The following is a 21,533-nucleotide window of genomic DNA, read 5'->3' on the forward strand; positions in this document are numbered from 1 at the left end:
GTGCAAGCTACTGTGAACTGGCGTTTCAGTGTCACCGATGCACGGGTCAATCTCAAGGACTTATATCCCTGTGTTAACCTGTCATAATCTTTGTGGCGGACTACTAGATGCGGCTGGCTTTGCCGAACGAATTCGCCAGCACTGGCACATTGAAAATCGGCTGCATTGGTCTAAAGACGCGGTTCTCCAGGAGGATGAGGCTCCTTTGTGCGATGGCTATGCCCCTGCTAATTTCGCCATTGTGCGGACAATCGTACTGAATTTGTTTCGTCAAGCGGGTTTCCCTTCTATCACTAAAGGGCTTCGACATTTATCTCATGATGTACATCGTTTATTTTCCTTTTTTCAATGAATCAGCCCTGCCCGCAGGCAGGGGAAAGGTAAAGAAAAACTTTTTTTCATGGGGAAGTAGAATTTCAGGATTTCGCCTTCCCCATACCCCCTCTATTCCCTCGCAAGTGGAGGAAGATAAGGAATAAATTTTGTTCACGAGGGTTGAGGTGGAGTTCTGAACTACGGTGTATTAATTTCTCAATATGGCTAAAGCAAATTTTAATTTTTACGCAGAATTGAATGATTTCTTGCCACGAAAAAAGCGGGACGTAACCATTACTCATGTTTTTGAGGAACGAGCCTCGATTAAGGACACGATCGAATCTTTTGGCGTCCCTCATCCGGAAGTGGATTATATCGAAGTTAACGGTAAACCCGTCGATTTTTCCTATATTGTGGCTGATAGCGATCGCATCCATGTTTATCCAATTTCTGCGGCGACTGAAAAGACATCTAGCGTCTCTCTCGTTCGTCCTCAACCGCTACAATTTCCTCGTTTCGTTCTCGATATTCATTTAGGGAAACTAGCAACATCTTTACGAATGTTGGGTTTTGATACCCTGTATCGAAATGACTATGACGATCTAGAGTTAGCCCAAATTTCGGCATCTGAAGAACGAATTCTCTTGACTCGCGATAAGGGTCTATTGATGCGTAGTTTGGTAACACATGGATATTATGTCAGAGAAACTAATCCAGAGCGACAGGTGGACGAGATAATGGGACGCTTTGCTCTAATTGAATTCGTCAAACCATTGCAACGATGTTTGCGTTGCAATGGTTTATTAGAACCTGTGGATAAGGAATCGATTCTTGACCAAGTGCCACCCAATATCCAACAATCTATTGATGAATTTAGCCGCTGTCGTGAATGCGCTCATGTTTATTGGAAAGGCACGCATTATGAACAAATGCAGCAATTTATCCAAGGAATAATCTTCTCGAAGCCAGTTGAATCGAATTGGGTATAAAAGCTGGCTTTTTGCGATTCGCATTGATTATTTTAAGGCAAATTTTAACAATTTATTTCATTTTTTAAATAATTATTTCTTGGGTATTTGTGCCTAAAAATATATTTTGAACATACATTATTCTAGACTGCGATACAACAATTAAACTTTTGTATGTGTTAAAATCAATAAACATAATAACTGTTTGATAAATGAGTTGTACTGACTATTTTTTTCGCCTGATCTCCCGCCGAGATTACAGTGCTTACGAACTTTTAAAGAAAGGACAATTAAAGGGGTTTGATCCAAATGAAATCTCCGAGGCTATCAATTATTTGCAAGAGAGAGACTATCAATCCGACACGCGCTTAGTCGCCAACTTGATTGCCTACTCTCAAGGCAAATATGGGAAATCTATGGTAAGGCGCAAATGTATGGAAAAAGGGATTTCCTCCGAGGTATTCGAGCAAGTTTGGAACGAACAAATCGAAGCAGAGGGAAGTGAGGAAACGGACGCTCTGGATGGTTTAAAGACAAAGATCATGCGAAAGTATAAAATTGATGATTTTCAAATTATCGACCAAAAAACCAAAGCCAAGCTATTAAATTACTTGCAATATAGAGGTTTTAATGCTTTTGAAGTTTTGAAGCAATGGCAGAGACAACAAGTAGAAAATGAGTAACGGAGCGGTTTGGTAATTTGGTATTGCTAGATTATCTTAAAAACTTTTAATTTGCATTTTTTTATCACCTTTAGTTTGTATCTACTATGAAAGATATTGTCACCTTGTTTTTTGGGTTGGGTATGGTGTTTAACGCCAGCTTATTTATTCCACAAGCCTTAAGGATTGTTCAAACGAAGAGTTCTAAAAATTTGTCTTTAATTACTTTTCTCGGTTTTAATTTTATTCAGCTTAATGGGGTTCTCTATGGGTATTATCGAAACGATTTGGTTTTGATGTATGGAAACTTAATTAGTTTTATGAGTTGTGCAAGCGTAACAATTTTGGCAATTATATACCGAGGTAAGGAACCTAGGTAAAAAGTAAAGAGTAGGGGTGTAGAATTCTACACCCCTACATTCGGGTTCATTTATATTCAGCTCTGGAGACAAGCAATATTTAGTAGAGACGCGATGAATCGCATCTCTACATTTCGGTGTTAATCGCCAGAGAATTTATCTCCTAGCGGGTATGGAAGACTTCGCTGCCAATATGTAGGCAACAGCAAGAGGTGTTAATTTCTCTGTAACTGTGGTCATAATAGAGCGGTCTTCCGGCGTCCAAACTCTAGGCTGACCAAAGACACAAGGTTGCAGAATTCCCCACAACAAATTATCTTGGCACAGGTGAGCGTGAACTAATGCTCGATGTCCAAATTCTTTTTGTTCAAAAGCTTTGTTAACGACTTCCGGATTCGCTGTCTCTACATCTTCGACAAAGACAGAAGGTTTTGTATGCAGTGCCGCAGCAAAGAGTGGATCTTCTTTTGGCAAAGATTCTGGTTCTTTCTTCCAGTCAGCGTCAAGAATGTTGGGATATTCTTGAGTGCGACGCCAACAGTAAGGAACTTTCCCGATGGATGTATGCGGATCGCGCAGGTAGAGAAAAATGCGATCGCACTGCAACACTTCACCCAAAGCTGGCAGCAAGGCGGAAAAGACAGTATCAGGTGTACTGTCCTCGCTGAAAATTTTATCGAGAATTGGTGGTATTGGGTTGTTCATACGCTTATTTTCTCAGCCGTCTGTTCGTTTCACTACAAAAGTAGCGATTTTCCAGGGCTGGATGCTGGCTATTTGCCCAGAAGCGAACATTTCGGGTGCATCGATGGGACGCTCTAACAAATCAACTGGGTGCGCGATCGCTAAATCCAAGTCGCTATTCAACTGCATCTGTGCCTCTTCCCCGTGACACTCATAACAGCGCAAAATCCACTGCCGCAAGTTATCTTCTGACTGCTTCAATGCGATCAGAATTAGATTTTCAGCATGTAAGTCTAACAATTGACCCACGGGGGGTAAGGACGCCATATTTCTCGCATCGGGTTCTTCCACCCCCCTTTTTAAGGGGGGTAAGGGGGGATCGAGACTCTTTGGGGGAGAGATTAACCGAGAAGTATTGGGTAAGGACGAATTCTGTTCGCCGACCGAAGGCAGCAGCATCACTTGTAGCGGTAAATTTAGCTCGTAGCCTCGGCGCACAGTATGCGCTGACTGCCAGCCACATTGATGAGGATAGAGGGCATAGGTGAATTGATGCCAACCTTGGTCTGCATCTGGATCGGGCCAAGTAGAACCTCGTAACAGGGTGAGGCGTAATTGAGAAGGTTCGGCATCGTAACCGTATTTACAATCATTTAGCAAACTAACGCCATAGCCATTGTCAGCTAAATCTGCCCAGTGCAAGGCAGGAACTTCCCATTTGGCGGTTTCTGCGGGTGTTTGAGGCTGAGTAGTTCGCTCGTTAGCGTCGCGTGTGCTTCGCACAATCGCGCCGCAAGGAATTTCGTAAGTAGCAGAATCCGCCGTCAAGGTAAGCGGGAAAGCGGCTTTTACGAGTACGTGGCGTTCTTGCCAGTCTACAGTCGTGACGATTTTCAGTAGCGGCGAATCTGCTTGCAGGACGTAATCTTGGCAAAATTTCGACTCGCCTAGCTGCCGCACAACGCGCAGACGAGTTTGCACCGCCCCCTGTTCTACCCATTCAATTGACTTTAGCTGGGTGGGAGGTAAGGGGTGTTGGGCATAGTTGGGGTCAATGTTCCAAGCATCCCAATATTGACCGCTATCTTGGAAGGCTTGGAGTTGATTTCCTCCGACTTGAGAGAGGATCTCTCGATGATTAATTTTGTCAAAAACACTGCTTAAATCGCCTGTTTGAGAATCAACGATTACCCGCAGTAAGTCATTTTCTAAAATGCAATTTTTTTCGCTAAATCTGATATTATCTCGATTATGTGCATTAGAATCCGGAAAGCTAGTGCTATGCTGCCCGTGTTCTTGCCTTTTTGAGGGTAATTCCTCTTGAGGATCTAGGTTTTGAGGATATAGCCAGAAGAGACGATAACCCACTGATGGGATATTCTCAGCGAGAAATAACAGCGTCGTGCCTTCAGAAAGCTGGGATGGTAGCAGTTTCCCTTCTAAGTTGTAAACTTGCCAGTGATGTTTAGACGCCGGTAAGGGAACGGCAACGACTTCCGAGCGTTGCCAGTTCAGGGAGTTGAAGACGATAACCGGGAGGGCGTCTGGTTGCGGCGGTGGGGGAAGGGCAATAGAAGTTGCGATCGCTCTTAAGGCTTGCTGTACGATTTCCGAACCCACTTGTTCCACCTCTTGCCAAGCTCGATTCGCATCTACAAAAACTTGGGGAATGGAGGAACCGGGGAGAATATCGTGAAATTGATTAAATAGCACCTTTTTCCACGCAGATTCTAAGGCTTGCTTGGGATAAGGCGCACCGATGCTGATACTCGCCAAGGAAGCGAAAAGTTCTGCTTGGTACAATAAGCCTTCACTGCGACGCTGAAAGCGCTTTTGATCGGCGTGGGTGGTGTAGCAACCCCGATGGAATTCTAGATAGAGTTCATCGTCCCAAACCGGGAACAGTCTTGAGTTTTGAGTTTCGTTGGAGTTGGGATTTTGAGTGCTAATCTGCTGCAAATAACGCTCAGATGTCGTGAATTCTAGACGAGGAAAGAAGGGGGATTTTTCCCAACGATGGGCGACTTCCAACATATCGCGGGTAGGGCCACCGCCATGATCCCCCACACCTGGAAGCCAGAGGCATTCTTTTAAACTGGTTTGGGTTTCCCAATCACAGGCATAAGACGCCATCTTCATCGGGTCAATGCCTTCACCAATCGGAGCAGACATGAGGCTGAAGATTTGGGAACCATCGGGCGATCGCCACCAAAATGCTTCATAGGGAAACTTGGTGGTATCGTTCCAGCGCAATTTTTGGGTGACAAAGTATTCAATCCCGCCAGATTTCAGAAATTGGGGCAACGTGGCACAAAAGCCAAAACTATCTGGCAACCAGGCAACTGTACTCAATTGCCCAAATTTTTCTAAGACGTAACGCTGACCGTAGAGCAACTGGCGGATAATCGATTCGCCATTAATAATATTTAGTTCCGGTTCCACCCACATTCCGCCGACAACTTCCCAGCGTCCAGCCGCAACTTGTTGTTGAATGGCGGCAAATAAATCCGGGCGATGTTGCTCAATCCAAGCATAAAGTGCGGGTGTAGAATGGCAAAAAATCAGCTTGGGAAATTCTTGCAAGAGTTTCAGAACCGATTCAAAAGTGCGTTGAGCAGCTTCCCAGGTATCGCTGACAGGCCATAGCCAAGCTAAGTCTAAGTGAGCATGACCGAGCAAACAGATTTGAGATTTGAGATTTTGGATTTTAGATTCTGTTGACCCTAGCGTGTCGAGCAGATTTTCACGGAGGGCGGAAAGCGATCGCTCAAACTTTTGTCCATCAGGCAGCGCTGTCCAGTCAATCTCAGCTACAGCAGATGCCAAAATATCCAGTTTTTCCGGTTCAAAGGTTTTTAAATACCGCTGTAAGACAGCTAACTCATCAGCAACAAAACCGGGTTCAATCCGCTCGTCGGTGGTAAATTCGTATACGCAGAGCGATCGCACTAACGCCCCATCATCATGTCCGGGACTTACCAGGCGCAAGGCAACGGTAATCTCCTCACCCGGCGTGACAGCGGGACTCAGCAGTACCCTCGTTGAGCAATCGAATAAATCTCCCGCTTGCACTTTGACGCCATTGACAAAAATTTGCGCGTCTTCTGCCCACCAAGTTAGCACCAGCCGCAACGCCAACCCTGATAAAGGATACAGGTGTAAATCTTGGGGAATAATCAATTTTTGACTAAGCCATAACACCTTTTGCCCCGCTTCCCAAGCAATATGTCCCCTCGCATTCAACTCCACAGATAACCAATCAGTCCCGAAATCAGATTGGCGAACTGTATCTGCTGTCAGGTCTGCGGCACAGTAGCGCCAGCGGGTCTGAACGTTAACCTGAGTCATCGCGGAGAGTTTTTCAATCGCTTCGCTCAGGAGGCTGGATGAGGGCGTTACAAAAGGTGTCTTGGAATCGGTCATCTTTTCGATAAAATCAGGGCATCTACTATTTTTAGCAATTAGCAATTAACATTTAGCATTTAGCAAAATGTCCTCCCCTCCCAATGGTCGGTATAAAAGCAAATTATTTAATTTCCTCTCCCGAAAATCTCGCCAGTTGAAGGATGAGAGCGATCGCGCTGTGCGAAATCTGAAAGTCGCAGCGGTTTGGGGAGCGCAAATCCTCCTCTATCCGGTGTATCTGCTGGCTCAAACTTCCCAATTAGCTGGGCGTCAGTTACAACAAGCGACGCAAGAAAAATTCCCACAATTACATTCTGGTAAAAAAGACCGAACAAAACGTCCTAACTCGCCGCCAACGCCGCCACCGACAGACGCGCCAATTCAGGAAGTGCTACGAGCGATCGCGGGTCAGGAAGAATCAGAATTCGCTTTAAATCCATCGGCAAATTCTGTTGCTGCTGCTAGTAACAAAGCAGGAATTTTCAGTCAAGTTGCAGATGCGATTAATCGTGTCTCTACGACATATTTTGGATTCCAATTTTTCGATCGTAGCGCTGCGGGCGGATCGAGTCATTCAATCTCCTCAAATTTAACCCTTCCCCCGCTCAATCTCCCGGAAACTGTTGTCGTGCAAACGCTACAGCCCAAAGCGGCGGCGGGAACCAGCAACGGACAATCCTTAGCGGCGGCATTACGCAATCAAATTGTCGTTCGGGGAGTTGCGACACAACTCGCTACCCGTTCCGTGGTACTCGTCACCGCTGACAATCAAATTTTAGATATTCTTACCCCTGAACAACAGCAAAAATTACAACAGCGAATTCGTTGGGAATTGGCAAACTACTGGCGTCAGTGGCGGTTAGTGCAAGCGTCGGCGAAAGGAATTGCAGCACAACTTCGCCCTCCTGTCAATCAGCGCCATCTGTTACCACCCGTGCGTCTGTTCTGGGGAGTCATCGCCTGGGTGCAACAAGGGCCGGTTGCGATCGCTGCCAATCTCTTCCAAGAGTCAACGCTGGTGCAAGGGCAAGAAACAACCGGAGAAGCGGAAATTGGAAGGCGATTGAGCGCATCTAGAGAAGAAATTGGAACCATCCCGCATCCTTCTTCATCCCTCCTGCTTCAGCCATTAATCTTCCTCGATCGGACGATGGTTGCAATCGAAGTCCGGCAAAAAGACTTTTTAGCGAAGCTAACGCCCCGTTCTGGGGAAATGGAGGTCGTTGCGCGATCGCCTTTACAACGGATACAAGCTGTATTCAGCCAACCAATGCGACAACCGGCGTCTCCCGATGTTACAGACGCTCAAGCACCCAATATTCAAGCGCTGATTCAGGCAGCAATTGACTACTTTTTTGGCAGGCGCAATGGAAAATTACCTTGGGAATCTACCCCAGAAATTGATTCTGATTCCTACAGCCAAACAAATCGGATATCAGGTGGCGCTTCTGCCTCCTTAGCCTCTGCTCAAAGGAAGAATCCCGCATTAAGCGCAACAGGTGTTGCAGATCCCTGGCTGACCATGAATGATTTATTCGGTCAGCCAGATGCACCCACCAGCAAGCAGCCAACGCGAACCGCCCCTCATCGCCCTTTACCAAGGGTGGCAGGCAAAGCGCAACCGTCAGCTCATCTGCCGGGAAAGAAGACCCGGACTGCCCTCCCCGGAGCCAACCAGCCGGATATGCCTGCTGAGAATTCTGTTTGGAAGTCGATTAAGCTTCGCCTGAGTTTCAAACAAACGATTTTGACGCCCCGCAAACCCACTGCGCCTGAGCCAATGGCGGCGCGTCCAACACCAACTCCTTCTACAACCAAAAAATCTCGCAAAAAAGACGGCAAAATTACCAAAGCGCCTACTTTCCAGACGCCAAGAGTGGAAGCCGAAGGGACGCTTTCAAATCTATCGCCAGCGATCGCGCAAAGCAATCGGACAAGCTTTGCCACCCATTCGCCCGACTGGATTGAGGCTGAGGTGACTCCAGCCGGATACGTCAAACACCCCCTAGAATATTTGCTGGAATGGCTGGATAAGGCGATGCTATGGCTGGAGAATTTCTTCGTGAAAGTGTGGCACTGGGTGAAAAAATTCTAAGGGTTATAGAGGCGGAATCTTAGCGTCCCTACTCTGTGCGTGCCCCTCTCCTACGGTCTAAATTGGCAAATTAGATGCTTCGCATTTTTCCGAAGCAAGTGCCAAATTATTTTGGATTGTCGCCCATTCGTCGGGACTCGCTTCGCGGGTATAGATTTCCGATGCTTGCCTGTAACACGCGATCGCTCGTTCTAGATTATCAGCGCGATTTCCCCGTATCCGGTCGCGGTAAGCATTTCCGAGATTATTTTGCGTCATTGCCCAATCTTGGGGAAAGGCTTGGCGGGTATAAATTTGTAATGCCTGTTCGTAACACGCGATCGCTCGTTCCAGACGATCGGCGCGTACCGCCATATCTTTGTCAGCGAAATCGTCCTGTATCCGATTGCGGTAGGCATTACCGAGATTATTTTGAGTCGTTGCCCATTCCTCGGGACTCGCTTCGCGGGTAAAAACTGTAACCACGATTTCGTAGCCAGAGATAGCAATCTCCGAGTTGTTCGCCTTGTCTCCCTGCGGAAATTGCGCCATCAGGTTGCTGAATCCGCCGATAGTCGCCGCAATAAATTTTGCTTCTTGGGGTTCAACTTGCGGCAGAATTCCCATTGCCCAACGGTGCAATATCTCAGCCAGTTTCTCATTCAGTTGGTCGAGATTTGCTTGTAACAGCGGATACACGACTTTGCGATCGCCATTGCTATCTGCGGTTGCTTGCAATACCTCAGTTAAGAATTCTAGAGGCGATGCGGGAATCCTCTTAACAACGGTGGGTGCCGATAATAACCCCATTTCTGTAACCATCGGCGCTGCTACATTCCGCAACCACTCCGCCGCGTCTCCATCGCCCCGATCTGCCAGCATTGCGGCTACGGCTTCCATGGTCTGCACCAACCCGGCATCAATGAGCGCTTGGTTCGTCTGCAAAATCTCCATTTCCTCGCCGCTGGAAGAACTGAGTAGCACTTGAATGAGATTGAGATAGGCTTCGAGACGTTCTTCTCTCATAGAGCGATTCATCTATCAATAGATGGATTTATTGTTGCCTAATTCTCCTCTGCACTGCCACATAAAAATCGGTTCTTTTTGGGGGTTAATGCTAAAAATACAGGTAAATCCGCACAATATCTTGAATTTTCAGGCTTTACAAATCTTGTACTATGTCAGCAAAGCTATATATAGCGGTTCGCACTTGCAAAATAGGAACCTCACCCCTGCCTTTCATCAAGAATTGCTAGATTAATTTGTTAGAAAACAAAAAAAACCAGGTTTTTTAAAACCCGGTTTCTCAAAAATTCGATTTTTCTCAATCAGCAACCCACTTAAGGTTCCTGAAACGTTTCCACCTTGCCATCGGGGCCAAGAACTACCCGGATGTGGGCGTTGCGCTCGCCTTCGATGGGAGAAACAAACGGTTTCCCCGGTACTGGCATCCCCGTACGGTCAATATACTTGACTGACGCTTCTCCTAGGGGTTGAATGCGCTCGATGGAGCCATCTGGATTCAGCCGGAGATAGTATTGCAGTGTTTGGGTCAAATCGGCGGGTGGTTTCCATTGCTGTTGAAAATAGTCCCGCACTTGTGCGACTTGGGGAATCGTGTCAAATAGCCGGTCATTCCGGGCGCGATCGCTACTGGTTTGGGCGCGATCGCTTCCAGATTCGCTCCCGCGTTTCGCCGCGGGTGGGGCAACGCTGCCGCGAGTCGCACCGGGACTCAGTTCGCGGTTATTTGCCGCCTCGCTTTCCGCAGGAAGGCTGGCAAGCGACGGCAGATTTGGAAGCGGAGGAGGCGCGGCAGGAATGCCGGGGGCATTGGGGGATGCAGACTGGTTTGCACCCTCAGAACTGGAGGCGATGGAACCGGGAGCCGGTTGTCCGGTTCGGGGCGCTGTCACCCCGCCGCTACTGGGGATCGGCTCGAAGGGAAGATTGTTGCGAATCGCCTGTCTTGGCTGTTCAGCCGGGGGTTTCGGGATGGGAGGGAAGTTACTGGGAGGAGGGGGCTGGAAAACAGCTCTTCCCTCTGGGGCAGAACGTTGTTGAATCGGGGGCAGATTGCTGAAAACGGGGCTGGAATTTCCAGGAGGATTCCGAGGAACAACGACGACCCCTGGGCTTGTGGCATTGAAAGGCGTCGGCGTACTCAGAGGAGTCGGAGATAACAAAATGGACGAAGGAGACCCCGTCGGCGTCGGCGACGCAGAGGACAAAGGAGGAGGCGTCGGCACTCCCGTCGTTGGGGTTGGTGTTGTCGGCACCGGCAACACCTCGGTGGAACCGGGCACGGGTGCCGGGGTGGTGGGCAATGGCGTGGGTGCCGGTGCAGAGGAGATGACAGTCGGACTCGGCTGGTTTAACAGCTTGAGCGTGGCTGCTGTTATACCCACCCCCAACAGAAAGATGGCTGCCGTCCGAGTCCAGATGGGTGGATTTTTCAACCACTGGGTGCGGCTCAAGGGAGGCAATGCCACCAATTCCGCCTTGTATTCATCCAAAGCCGTGGCTAAGTCGAAGAGTTGCAGCGCACTCAGCGTTACCACGGGTCCCGTTTCTTCAGTCGCCAAATGCCCCAAAAATAGGTCATGGGACAAAAGTCCCCTCGGTTGCAGATAAGGGACAAAGGTTTGAGGATGGGGAGATTCGGGCGGGGAAAGAATGGTTGCCGCTTGGGCGGGGGCAGCAGCCGCGACCATCGGCTCGCCTACGGGCATTTGATGTGCCACCGGCTGCGATCGCGGGGATTGCTGAAGGAAGTCCTGCACGTAAATGCTAACGGTTTCGCACAGGCTTTCTAATTGAGCGCGATTTCCGCCGATCGTCACTCGTCGATCTTCTGGCTGTCGCGGATCGTCAAAGCTTAGCTCAAATCGTAGATGCTTCAGCACGGGTTGGCCTGCCCAGCGAGACAGGGGCGAATCTTTCGCCTGGATTTCCAACGTGCAAGTAGGGGGTGTATAGCGACGCAAAACCATTTTGCTAATTGAGAGGATTGCTAATTGCTAAGTGTGAATTGCTAGCGGGCGCGATCCAAAAGTGCTAACCAGAGACGCCGATGACCATTGGGGCTACTGTAGAACAGGAGATCGATGAGAAGTTTCAAAGCCAAGTGGCTCAGAGCGTCGGACGATACATTTTCTTCTTCGTCCATGCGTTCCTGGTAAGTGTTGCTGAAGGCATCAAGATAATCTCCCAGTAAAGAAGCTTCGTGGGGTTCCCGGTTTTGCTCGGCTAGCTGTTCGAGCAAGGCAACGGCACGTCGGATTAGCTCTTGCTGCTGTCCGGCAAGGTGACAGATGATTAAAACAAGCGATCGCGCTTCCTCCACATCTAACTTTTTCCGCCCTCCCGAACTCTTCCGCATGGGGTTGGACTGGCGCAATCGCCACAAAGCCACCCGATCTGCCACCATTGACTCTAAATTCAATTGTGCTGCGGCTTGGAGTATCGCGTCGGAACCGATGCCTGCCAATGCTTCGAGTGCCAATAAAATTAAATCCAGTTGGGCTTTGATATTGTCCAACTGTACGGGATCTGGCGCGGAAGCAAGAGGTAAATCCTCCCAGTGGGGGGTTGGCGTCGTTGGTGTCTTCACGATGGAGGGCATATTTTTAGCTTAGGTGACGCAACTGGTTATAACTTCGCCGTTACGAGTCTTGAAACCAGACTATCGCGGTTTTGAGTAAGTTTCCGGTCGTCGCTCATGGCGAATGGCTGACTGTTTTTAAACAATAAACCATTAGTAATTCGCTACTTAATATAGGCGATTGTGACCCCCGTGCCACCTTCTGGAGTGCCAGCTAATTCAAAACGCTCGATGAGAGGATGCTGTTTCAAGAATTCATGAACCCCTTCTCGCAGCCGTCCAGTTCCCTTGCCGTGGATAATCCAGACACATCCCGCATCCATTGCTTGGGCGATCGCTTTTTCTAATGCCATCTCGGCATCAGGCACTCGACTCCCCCGAATATCGACGGTATTTTTGGAGGTGCGAATCGTGGGTTGGGGTTTGGGGGGTGCGGGTGGCTCTTTTGGAGTCGCCGCCGGTTTGGCTTTGGCGATGGGATCGGGTTTTTGACCGTCCAAAGATTCGATATCTTCCAGGGAGACGGTCATTTTCATTAACCCAAATCGCACGCTCATCTGACCCTCTTCGTCTGGATTGCTCAGCACTTCGGCGGTTTGTCCCAAGCGGGGAATCCGGACGCGATCGCCCATTTTTGGTTTAAATCCCGGCTTGGGTTTCGGCGGCGGCGAGGGCAAATAACGTTCGGCAATTTCATTCAAGGCGTTGGTTGCACTTTGGGCATCTTGAGCGGTGGCTGAGCCTTGCTGTAACCGCCGAATGACTTGGGCGATTTCTCCTTTGGCTTGAATTAAGGCTTCCTGTACAGCGCGTTCTTGGGACAGTTTGAGCTGCTGTTCCCGTTCCTGCAAAGCGGCAGCTTTTCTGGACACCTCCTGATAAAAACGCTCGGCTTGCTGCAACAACTGACTCGCTTGGGCGGCTTTGGTTTCTTGATTGCGCCGTTGTGCTTCGAGTCCAGCAATCACTTGGTTGATGTCTTCTGAAGCACCTCCCACATAAGTTTGCGCTTGTTCGACAATTTCCCCCTTCAATCCCAAGCGTCGCGCAATCGTCAGGGCGTTAGAACGTCCCGGAATTCCCCACAACAGTCGATAAGTGGGGCTGAGGGTTCGATCGTCAAATTCTACCGAGGCATTTTCAAACCGCTCGTCTTCATATTTGAGCGCTTTGAGTTCGCCGAAGTGAGTGGTTGCAATGCTGAGATTGGCATGGTCTGCCAGATATTGTAAAAGCGCGATCGCTAAAGCACTCCCTTCTGCCGGATCGGTTCCCGCTCCCACTTCATCTAGCAAAACTAGGGAATTTGGGGTCATTCCCTCGGTAATTCGGCTGATGCGACGAATATGCCCAGAAAAAGTCGATAAACTCTGCTCTAAAGATTGCTCATCCCCAATATCTGCCAGCACCAAATCAAACCAAGGCAATTCTACCGGCTCCCGCGCCGGGACAAATAACCCCACCTTTGCCATCAGTGCGGCTAATCCCAGCGTTTTTAGGGTAACGGTTTTGCCGCCGGTATTCGGCCCTGTTATCGTTACGACCCGAATCTCCGGCTGAATCAGTAAATCTACGGGTACGACTGCCCCTCCGTTTTCGTGTCGTTGTTGCCATACCAATAAAGGATGGCGCAACTGGCGCAGGGTGATAGAATTTTCGATTTTCGATTTTGAATTTTGAGTTGGGGATTCGCCATCCTCCTCTTCCCGGTTCCCCTGCCGCTCTGGGGGAGTGCGTTCGATAAATCTGGGAGGATTCGCTTCTAACCAATAGCTGTATCGTGCCCTAGCGGTTGCCAAATCCAAAGTGGTCGCCACTGCCAACAACTGCTCTAAATCGGGCTTCACGGCTGCTACTTGTGCCGTCAGCGCTTGGCGGATGGCTTCCTCTTCCACTTGTTCTTGACGGCGCAACTGCCGCAATTGATTGCCCAATTGCACGATCGCATTCGGTTCGATAAATAGCGTCGCGCCGCTACTGGAAGTATCGTGGACGATGCCGGGAATAGCGTCTTTTTGCGGTGCTTTGACGGGAATCACGAAGCGATCGCCCCGTTGTTTGATCGTCTGTTCCTGCACTGCATTGGCTTGGCGCTGCAAGATCCCCTGCAATATCTGATAAATGCGACCGCGCAGCTGCCGCAGTTGGATGCGAATCCCGCCCAGCTTGGCACTTGCCCTATCGGCTACGTCTCCCCGCTCATCGATACAATGGTTAATTTCCTGCTCTAATTCTGGATAGGTGCGGATATCGGCAACCAGCGCTTCCAGCACTGGCACGTCTTCTTGATCGTCAATAATGCGCCGCAGACGCCTGACTCCAGCCAGGGTGGTCGCGATCGCGAGCAACTCTTCCCCTGCTAAAATTCCCTGAAGTTCTGCCCGCTCCAAAGAATCTCCGATATCCTGAATTCCTTCAAAACTCAACCCTGGAGAAATACGATTCTCCAACTGGTAAACTTCCTGAGTTTGGGCGATCAGTTGCAGGCTCTCTGGCTGAGTCGCTGGGATTTGCAGATGATTGGCAGCGATCGCGCCCAACTTAGTGGCAGCAAAGGTAGACAAATGCTGACACAGGCGGGGCCATTCGAGTAATTCTAAGGTCTCAGATTGAATCAAAGCTTAAAAGCTATATCTAAATATTCAAGTGCTTATCTATATTAATTTTAAGCTCTGATTAACTGACCGCGCGAGAACTGACCGCGCAAGAACAAACATCCGCCAGCACCGCTTTGTTTACGCAAGGGCACCTTCCAACTCATACTGGCTTTCGGGAAGTGTCACCCACCCGGTTTCCTCCCAAGGTTCCAAAAATCCGGCTGACTCTAAGGGAGCGATCGCATCCAAGTGCATCAGCTCCTCTGTGTCAAAATCATCAAATATGTCAGTAAGTGCTTGCAAATCGCGCTGCCTCATCGGCATTTGCATCACTGTGAAATAGCAAGCCAGAGTTGACTTGTTCGTAGATGCAGACATTTGCGTTCCTGATGAAGATAGTTGTTTCAACCTAAAACAGGCTTTAGCGACCCGCCTCTATCCCGTTACTGAAGTTTATTGCTTTCAACATCTTTCTTTAGAGGGATGTTATTTATAGATTATTTGAATTTAGACCCTAAAATTCTCTTCTTAGAGAATACAAATTAAACAAAGTTATCGTTTTTCCGGTTTTTCTGGAATTGCGGCTAGGCTGGTGATGTTTTATCTCAGTTCACCCAATGTGCAACTTTAAGAAAGCTGTTTGATCAAGGCTAGGGATTACCCAGATTAGGTGAAACCTACAGTTTCAGCTTCAGGCAGACTGAGCCAATGAGTGAGCCAACAACTGAGCCAACAACTGAGCTGAATCGCCAATACCGCTCTGAGATGATCGAAGTGCAGTCAGTTTAATTAATCAATGAAGCGCAAAGACGAACTTCTCCATTAAGGACTTTCCTCCGTAAGTCTTGAAACGATGGAATTTCTAACTCAACTCAATTAAGGACACTAGGCATTCATGCTGTTTAATTCAGCCAACCTACCCTACTGGATGTTGCTAGGGATGGGAGTCCTTTTATTCCTATTGGTGATTGTTTCCGGTGGAGGAGACTCCGACATAGATGCCGATATAGACGCTGACATAGATACCGACGTAGATGTTATAGACGTAGACACCGACACGGATGGTAGCTTCAACTCTTTGGAAATTTTGGGATGGTTAGGCATTGGCAAAGCGCCGCTAATCCTATTATTAGGAACTGACTTTAGTCTCTGGGGTGTCATCGGCTGGATGCTTAATGTCTGGGTTGGCAGCCTCACAGGTGGCATCCCCTATCGTTTTTTTGGGTTAGGGGGAGTGGTGTTATTAAGTTCAATGGCGATCAGCCTATTTCTAGGGGGGTTGATTGCTCGACCTCTAGGTAAAATCTTTGCCGCCTTTGGGGAAGATGCCAGTAGCGATCGCTTAATTGGTTGCTTCGGCACCGTGAGTTCTGCCTTTATTCCCCATAAACACAGAGGCAAAATTGGTCAGGTAGATGTCATCGATTCAGCGCGAAATCTTGTCACCATCAGCGCCACTTTACCTGATTGGGCAACGGTTCTCCCGCGTCGCAATGAAAAAGTCTTAGTCATTGAACGTTTGGAACACCATTATTTAGTCGTCGCCAAAGATAGTCTCGACCAAGAACATTGGCTAGAAAATGCATACAAAATTAAGTAATCAATCCCTGAAGAATAAAATTCACCGCTATACAAACAAAGTCCGCCTATGCGCTTACGCGCACGCGACGCTAACGCCGATAGAAGTTCAACCTGTGTAGGTAGGTTTCCTGTGTATAGCCGCGACTTCCAAACGCCAGAAAAACTAACAACTAACCAACTACTTCTTCAAAATCATGCTATTTTGGCTTACATTCATTCAATCCTTACCGATTGCCACCACATCTGAACTTTCTCAGAAACAATGGCAAAGTGAGACAAATTTATCCAAAAATGAGTCTACTTTAATCGCTCAAACACTGCCATCCCCAGTACAACCAACGGTTGCCCAACTGGGAAGTGGGATTGTCTTCCCTGGAATTATTGGTGCTTTGGTTTTATTACTGCTATTTAGCATTTGGGCGTATACGCGAGTTTATGTTGTTACACCCAACAACGAAGCTTTTGTGAGAACTGGCGGCGTTTTCATTAAAAGTAAATCCGTCATACTCTATGGCGGTTGCGTTGTACTACCAGGATTTCATCAGCTTACCCGCGTCCCTTTGCGAGAAATTTCTATTGATGTTGAACGTACAGGGAAGTTGGCAGTTCGTACTCAAGATTACCTGCGGGCAAATATGCGGGTGACATTCTATGTCTGCATCAATGCTGATGAACAAGATGTTTTAACGGCGGCAGCTAGGCTATCTAGAGCTGGGAAAATTACGCCGGAAGATATTAAAGATGCTTTGGAAAAACGGGCGGATGATGCGATTCGGGCAGCGGCGAAAAATAAGAGTCTAGCCGAGATTGATTCAGACAAGATTGGGTTTGCTGATGCTGTTTTAAATTTAGTTCAGCAAGATTTGAAGAAAGTAGGTTTGACGCTAAACAATATTGCCATTTCAGAAATTGAAGAAAGCGATACCTACGATACGAATAACTTTTTCGATGCTCAAGGTGTGCGACTGCGGACTGAAACGATTCAACGCTCGATTCAACAAAAACGAGAAGTTGAATTAACCACTCAAGTTACCATTGAGCAAAAAGAACTGGATGCCCAAAAGCGATCGCTCCAAATTGAGCAAGAGAAAGAAAACGCCAAACAAGAGCAACAGTTACAAGTAGAAGCACTCAAAGCTCAAAAACAGCGGGAAATACAAGAATCGAAAGACAGAGAAGCCGCCACGGTGCAGCGTACCAAGATTTTGCAGCTTAAATCCGTTGAAGAAGAAGAAATTCGCAAGAAATTGGGAGTACAACAAAGCCAAATTGAGGCAGATATTTCCCTAGAGGAACGCAATAAACAGCTCAAGGTGGCGCAAGCACTGCAAAAACAAGAAGCGGAAGTTGCGGAAATAACCCGCCAACGCATCATTCAAGAGGAAGAAATTAACAAAAAACTGGCAGTACAACAAAGCCAAATTGAGGCAGATATTTCCCTAGAGGAACGCAATAAACAATTCAAGGTGGCGCAAACACTGCAAAAACAAGAAGCAGAAATGGCGGAAATTATTCGTCTACAGACAGTAGAATCCTCGAAATTGCAAGCGCAAGTGCAGGTAGCGGAGTCAGAAAAACTGTCAAGAATTGCCCAAGAAGAGGTAGCGATCGCAGTCGCGAACAAAAAACGGGAAAGCTTTGTCGCGGAGGCACAACAAGCGAGAGCAGAATCATCTGTGACAACGGCAAGTGCTGTTGAGAAAGCCGAACGGGACAAACAGCTTTCCATTATTGCTGCCGAACGAGAAGCCCAAGAGAAGAGTATTAGCGATCGCAACGTTGTCGAAATTGACGCTTTCCGACGCAGAAGGCAAGCCGAAATCGCCCAACAAGCAGCAGAACTAGAAGCCGAAGCAATTCGTACCCTAGCCGATGCCAACCGCGACAGAGCTTTAGCCGAAGCTGAAGGGATTCAAGCCCAAATTAGTGCCCAAAATACGATTAGCGACGCTAACCTCACTGCCAAGATTATCACCACAGTTTGGCCCGATCTAGCAGATAAACTGCCAGAAATTGTCAAGGCATTGGCACCTCAACCAGGAGTTATCGGCGATGCCCGAATTTACTCCTTCCCCGGTGCAAATGGCAGCAACGGCAACGGTGCCGGTGACATCAACAAAATGTTACTATCCACCAGCGGTTTAGCCTTAATTAACACCTTGCTAGAAGATGGCAAATTAGGCTCATTAATTGGTCAAGTTAGTAATCTGGTTCGTAGCAACAACGGTAGTATTCCCACTGAGGTGATAACAGGCGATTCCTCCCAAAAACCAACGCCTAGTATTCCCCAGACACCCCCTAAAAAAGAGCCATCAGTCCAAACGCTGGTAACAATGCCAACGCCTCCCCCACCGCTACCCAAGCCTCTAGGGAATTTAGAAACTGGAAAAGACGATCGCAAAAACAGCGGAAATTAGATTGTCGGTTGAGTAGAGCCGGAACCCCACCCCGCCATCGCCTGTGGCTCCGGCTCCCCTCCCCGCAAGCGGGGAGGGGTTGGGGGTGGGGTTCCTTGCAACAACCCAAGCAAGGCGAATACTGCTCTACTTTGGGAAGATGCCACTCACGAACGGCTGAGCCAAGTTTGAATAGAATTTTACCCAGGCGAATCCAGCCACACGACAATGAGACGGTTAATGCTCCCCCTAATTGGGTTGCTGGCGCTTTTCACCTCTAGCTGTAGTTCTGAGCGTGTGGCAGCTACCCCAGAACAAGTTGTACGCCAAAACAACCTCTGTCCCTCTCCCACAACCCACGCTCAGGACTTCCGCGTACTGGGTACCCGCCAATGGTCGCAGGGTGTAGTGGTACTCTATAGCGCCATCTGCCCGAACAGCGATCGCAAGCAAGCGCCGCCACAGATATTTGGTCACAGCGTGCTTGTGCGTAAAGGAAGTGGCTGGGAACAGATTGGGAATGGCAGTGCTGAATTCTTTCTGGATCGCCCACCGTTACCGCCAGAGGAGCTGGTGTGGTATGGAGGCAGCAACTACTCGAACGATAAAGGTGAGACTTACTCCCTCTCTTACGGTAAGGTACTCTCACCAGAAGTCGCTGCTGTCGAAATAACTTTTGATAACGGGAAGATTCTGCACGACGAAGCTACTAACGGTGTTTTTGTCCTCATATCACCAGGCGCTAATCATTCTTGCCAAATGCGGGTACTAGGGAAAAATGACAAAATACTGCGGCGCATTAATGATGTGAACTTTGTACAAAATAATCGGTGCTGAGCGCTTTTTTGGGAATGCGATCGCCTCCTACCAGTCTCGCCTTGCGCGGACGAAAGTTTGTGTAGCCGCGATCGCGATCGCCCAACCTAACTTGACCACCCGCCCCAAACAAATTCCCCATTGAATTTGATACTCTAACTTAAATAGTCTTGGGAACGGGAAGTTAAGAGTGGATATTCAAATTGGGCGGGGTAAGACAGCTCGCCGAGCTTATGGCATCGATGAAATCGCGCTAGTGCCTGGAAATCGGACACTAGACCCCAGTTTGGCAGATACCCGCTGGCGCATCGGCGGCATTGAGCGAGAAATACCGATTATTGCCAGTGCGATGGATGGGGTAGTAGATGTCCGCATGGCAGTTTTACTCTCTCAACTGGGGGCGTTAGGCGTCCTCAATTTAGAAGGAATTCAAACTCGCTATGAAAACCCAGAGCCGATTTTAGATCGCATCGCCTCCGTGGGTAAAGAAGAGTTTGTGGCGCTAATGCAAGAACTCTATGCAGAACCCGTTAAGGAAGAATTAATCGAACGACGGATTCAAGAAATTAAACAACAAGGCGGCATCGCAGCCGTCAGCGCCACACCAGCGGGAGCGACAAAGTACGGCTCGGCGGTGGCAAAAGCGGGTGCTGACTTGTTCTTTGTACAAGCGACGGTGGTTTCTACCGCTCACCTCTCGCCTGAGTCTGTAACGCCTTTGGATTTGGCTCAATTCTGTCAAGAAATGCCCATCCCGGTCATTTTAGGGAACTGCGTCACCTACGATGTGACGCTGAACTTAATGAAGGCGGGTGCTGCTGGCGTGCTGGTGGGGATTGGTCCCGGTGCCGCTTGTACCTCTCGCGGTGTTTTGGGCGTAGGGATTCCCCAAGCAACCGCGGTTGCCGACTGTGCAGCCGCTCGCGATGACTATTTCCACGAAACGGGCAACTATGTCCCCGTGATTGCCGATGGCGGTTTAATCACTGGCGGCGATATCTGCAAGTCCCTCGCCTGCGGTGCTGACGGCGTGATGATTGGTTCTCCATTTGCCAGAGCCAAAGAAGCACCCGGACGGGGGTATCATTGGGGGATGGCAACCCCTAGCCCTGTTCTCCCCCGTGGTACTCGCATTCGCGTCGGCACGACGGGGACGTGCGAACAAATCCTGCGCGGTCCCGCTGGTCTGGATGATGGCACCCATAACCTGCTCGGAGCCTTGAGAACCAGTATGGGCACCCTGGGAGCGAAAGATATCAAGGAGATGCAGCAAGTTGAAGTCGTTATAGCACCCTCTTTGCTGACCGAAGGGAAGGTTTACCAAAAAGCACAGCAGTTGGGAATGGGTAAATAGACCCACTGCCTCATTTGCTTCCTTAAAAAATTCCGGACTCCTGCTCAAAGGACTGGAAAATCTAAAGCTGTCGCTTAGAATAGAGAAAGCGGAGACGAATGTTTCCGTTCACTCCTCACACCACACTCCGCCCGGACTACTGTTCGGGCGGTTCCTTATTTGTGGTTAAAATAATCGCCAGCCAGTCAGCAGTTAAACCCACTGATTCGTCAATTATGTCTAAATGTATACCTTTTGAGTCAGAAGATGTCTGTTTTGCCTATGGTAGAATTTGCTAAAAATTAGAAACAGTTACGCTAAGGATTTCTAGGCATGTCATCAGCCGCACAAGTTACAGACGCTTCGTTTAAACAAGAAGTACTTGACAGTGAAGTTCCCGTTCTAGTAGATTTCTGGGCACCCTGGTGCGGACCTTGCCGGATGGTTGCGCCTGTAGTGGATGAAATTGCCCAGCAGTACGACGGTCAAATAAAAGTAGTCAAACTCAATACTGATGAAAACCCTAACGTTGCCAGCCAGTATGGGATTCGCAGCATTCCCACGCTCATGATTTTCAAAGGCGGTCAACGGGTGGATATGGTGGTGGGTGCGGTTCCCAAAACCACTTTGGCAAATACTTTGGAAAAGTATCTCTAACCTCTTTTTCCAAGCAAGATTTTCCAAGCAAGAATGGATAAGCCGTCAAAATAGTTACCGATTTTTGGGATAACTACCCGCT

At 48.5% G+C, this 21,533-nt stretch carries 18 protein-coding genes; 10 read left to right on the forward strand and 8 right to left on the reverse strand.

What is annotated here, in order from left to right:
- Positions 1-70 precede the first annotated feature (70 nt).
- The 3 genes from H6H02_RS21355 (at position 71) to H6H02_RS21365 (ending at position 1,966) form a co-directional block, all read left to right on the forward strand.
- Entirely contained in the window at positions 71-352 is a 282-nt protein-coding gene (locus H6H02_RS21355) for a transposase (RefSeq protein WP_190821507.1), read from the forward strand.
- A 184-nt stretch (positions 353-536) separates the two neighbouring features.
- A complete protein-coding gene (locus H6H02_RS21360; RefSeq protein WP_190821509.1) occupies positions 537-1,304 on the forward strand; it encodes a Mut7-C RNAse domain-containing protein in 768 nt (255 codons plus the stop codon).
- A 191-nt stretch (positions 1,305-1,495) separates the two neighbouring features.
- Positions 1,496-1,966, forward strand: coding sequence for a regulatory protein RecX (locus tag H6H02_RS21365; protein WP_190821510.1), 471 nt, complete (start codon positions 1,496-1,498; stop codon positions 1,964-1,966).
- 494 nt (positions 1,967-2,460) lie between these two features.
- Here the strand turns inward: H6H02_RS21365 and H6H02_RS21375 are convergent, their stop codons facing one another.
- Together H6H02_RS21375 and H6H02_RS21380 are read right to left on the reverse strand one after the other, a co-directional pair.
- On the reverse strand, positions 2,461-3,009 hold the full coding sequence (locus H6H02_RS21375; protein WP_190821512.1) for a GAF domain-containing protein: 549 nt from the start codon (positions 3,007-3,009) through the stop codon (positions 2,461-2,463).
- Between the two features lie 12 nt (positions 3,010-3,021).
- Positions 3,022-6,411 carry an alpha-mannosidase gene (locus tag H6H02_RS21380; protein WP_190821517.1) on the reverse strand — a complete coding sequence of 1,130 codons (3,390 nt, stop codon included), beginning with the start codon at positions 6,409-6,411 and terminating at the stop codon, positions 3,022-3,024.
- A 67-nt stretch (positions 6,412-6,478) separates the two neighbouring features.
- On the opposite strand from H6H02_RS21380, the gene H6H02_RS21385 reads away from it, so the two are divergent.
- Entirely contained in the window at positions 6,479-8,488 is a 2,010-nt protein-coding gene (locus H6H02_RS21385; RefSeq protein ID WP_190821518.1) for a hypothetical protein, read from the forward strand.
- Positions 8,489-8,545: 57 nt separating this feature from the next.
- On the opposite strand, the gene H6H02_RS21390 is transcribed toward H6H02_RS21385, so the two are convergent.
- The 5 genes from H6H02_RS21390 to H6H02_RS21410 all read right to left on the reverse strand — a co-directional run bounded on the left by H6H02_RS21390 (position 8,546) and on the right by H6H02_RS21410 (position 15,046).
- On the reverse strand, positions 8,546-9,505 hold the full coding sequence (locus H6H02_RS21390) for a tetratricopeptide repeat protein (protein WP_206757306.1): 960 nt from the start codon (positions 9,503-9,505) through the stop codon (positions 8,546-8,548).
- A gap of 302 nt (positions 9,506-9,807) precedes the next feature.
- The gene (locus tag H6H02_RS21395; protein ID WP_190821520.1) at positions 9,808-11,460 is read right to left on the reverse strand and encodes a DUF4335 domain-containing protein; all 1,653 of its coding nucleotides are present in this window, start codon (positions 11,458-11,460) and stop codon (positions 9,808-9,810) included.
- Positions 11,461-11,501: 41 nt separating this feature from the next.
- On the reverse strand, positions 11,502-12,092 hold the full coding sequence (locus H6H02_RS21400; RefSeq protein ID WP_190821521.1) for a DUF3038 domain-containing protein: 591 nt from the start codon (positions 12,090-12,092) through the stop codon (positions 11,502-11,504).
- Between the two features lie 143 nt (positions 12,093-12,235).
- Positions 12,236-14,689, reverse strand: coding sequence for an endonuclease MutS2 (locus tag H6H02_RS21405; RefSeq protein WP_190821525.1), 2,454 nt, complete (start codon positions 14,687-14,689; stop codon positions 12,236-12,238).
- Positions 14,690-14,806: 117 nt separating this feature from the next.
- Positions 14,807-15,046 carry a hypothetical protein gene (locus tag H6H02_RS21410; RefSeq protein ID WP_190821527.1) on the reverse strand — a complete coding sequence of 80 codons (240 nt, stop codon included), beginning with the start codon at positions 15,044-15,046 and terminating at the stop codon, positions 14,807-14,809.
- 517 nt (positions 15,047-15,563) lie between these two features.
- On the opposite strand from H6H02_RS21410, the gene H6H02_RS21415 reads away from it, so the two are divergent.
- Entirely contained in the window at positions 15,564-16,268 is a 705-nt protein-coding gene (locus tag H6H02_RS21415) for an OB-fold-containig protein (RefSeq protein WP_190821528.1), read from the forward strand.
- A gap of 175 nt (positions 16,269-16,443) precedes the next feature.
- Entirely contained in the window at positions 16,444-18,666 is a 2,223-nt protein-coding gene (locus H6H02_RS21420; RefSeq protein WP_190821534.1) for a flotillin domain-containing protein, read from the forward strand.
- On the opposite strand, the gene H6H02_RS21425 is transcribed toward H6H02_RS21420, so the two are convergent.
- The gene (locus H6H02_RS21425) at positions 18,663-18,812 is read right to left on the reverse strand and encodes a hypothetical protein (RefSeq protein WP_190821537.1); all 150 of its coding nucleotides are present in this window, start codon (positions 18,810-18,812) and stop codon (positions 18,663-18,665) included. The two genes, H6H02_RS21420 and H6H02_RS21425, sit on opposite strands and share 4 nt — an antisense overlap.
- A gap of 61 nt (positions 18,813-18,873) precedes the next feature.
- On the opposite strand from H6H02_RS21425, the gene H6H02_RS21430 reads away from it, so the two are divergent.
- From H6H02_RS21430 to trxA, 4 genes are all read left to right on the forward strand, one after another.
- The gene (locus tag H6H02_RS21430) at positions 18,874-19,482 is read left to right on the forward strand and encodes a hypothetical protein (protein WP_190821539.1); all 609 of its coding nucleotides are present in this window, start codon (positions 18,874-18,876) and stop codon (positions 19,480-19,482) included.
- Complete coding sequence (locus tag H6H02_RS21435; RefSeq protein ID WP_190821541.1) at positions 19,460-19,606, forward strand: hypothetical protein; 147 nt, start codon at positions 19,460-19,462, stop codon at positions 19,604-19,606. Before H6H02_RS21430 ends, H6H02_RS21435 begins: the two co-directional genes overlap by 23 nt.
- A 45-nt stretch (positions 19,607-19,651) precedes the next feature.
- Entirely contained in the window at positions 19,652-20,815 is a 1,164-nt protein-coding gene (locus H6H02_RS21440) for a GuaB3 family IMP dehydrogenase-related protein (RefSeq protein ID WP_190821543.1), read from the forward strand.
- Between the two features lie 312 nt (positions 20,816-21,127).
- The gene (gene trxA / locus H6H02_RS21445) at positions 21,128-21,451 is read left to right on the forward strand and encodes a thioredoxin (protein ID WP_190821545.1); all 324 of its coding nucleotides are present in this window, start codon (positions 21,128-21,130) and stop codon (positions 21,449-21,451) included.
- The last annotated feature ends 82 nt before the right edge of the window (positions 21,452-21,533 follow it).

This window comes from Coleofasciculus sp. FACHB-1120 (assembly GCF_014698845.1).
In the GTDB taxonomy this organism is placed as follows: domain Bacteria; phylum Cyanobacteriota; class Cyanobacteriia; order Cyanobacteriales; family FACHB-T130; genus FACHB-T130.

What these genes read in the sequence shown, in the direction of transcription:
- H6H02_RS21360 (WP_190821509.1), top strand. Translation starts at nt 537, where the DNA reads ATGGCTAAAGCAAATTTTAATTTTTACGCAGAATTGAATGATTTCTTG.
- H6H02_RS21365 (WP_190821510.1), top strand. Translation starts at nt 1,496, where the DNA reads ATGAGTTGTACTGACTATTTTTTTCGCCTGATCTCCCGCCGAGATTAC.
- H6H02_RS21375 (WP_190821512.1), bottom strand. Translation starts at nt 3,009, where the DNA reads ATGAACAACCCAATACCACCAATTCTCGATAAAATTTTCAGCGAGGAC.
- H6H02_RS21380 (WP_190821517.1), bottom strand. Translation starts at nt 6,411, where the DNA reads ATGACCGATTCCAAGACACCTTTTGTAACGCCCTCATCCAGCCTCCTG.
- H6H02_RS21385 (WP_190821518.1), top strand. Translation starts at nt 6,479, where the DNA reads ATGTCCTCCCCTCCCAATGGTCGGTATAAAAGCAAATTATTTAATTTC.
- H6H02_RS21390 (WP_206757306.1), bottom strand. Translation starts at nt 9,505, where the DNA reads ATGAATCGCTCTATGAGAGAAGAACGTCTCGAAGCCTATCTCAATCTC.
- H6H02_RS21395 (WP_190821520.1), bottom strand. Translation starts at nt 11,460, where the DNA reads ATGGTTTTGCGTCGCTATACACCCCCTACTTGCACGTTGGAAATCCAG.
- H6H02_RS21400 (WP_190821521.1), bottom strand. Translation starts at nt 12,092, where the DNA reads ATGCCCTCCATCGTGAAGACACCAACGACGCCAACCCCCCACTGGGAG.
- H6H02_RS21410 (WP_190821527.1), bottom strand. Translation starts at nt 15,046, where the DNA reads ATGTCTGCATCTACGAACAAGTCAACTCTGGCTTGCTATTTCACAGTG.
- H6H02_RS21415 (WP_190821528.1), top strand. Translation starts at nt 15,564, where the DNA reads ATGCTGTTTAATTCAGCCAACCTACCCTACTGGATGTTGCTAGGGATG.
- H6H02_RS21420 (WP_190821534.1), top strand. Translation starts at nt 16,444, where the DNA reads ATGCTATTTTGGCTTACATTCATTCAATCCTTACCGATTGCCACCACA.
- H6H02_RS21430 (WP_190821539.1), top strand. Translation starts at nt 18,874, where the DNA reads ATGAGACGGTTAATGCTCCCCCTAATTGGGTTGCTGGCGCTTTTCACC.
- trxA (WP_190821545.1), top strand. Translation starts at nt 21,128, where the DNA reads ATGTCATCAGCCGCACAAGTTACAGACGCTTCGTTTAAACAAGAAGTA.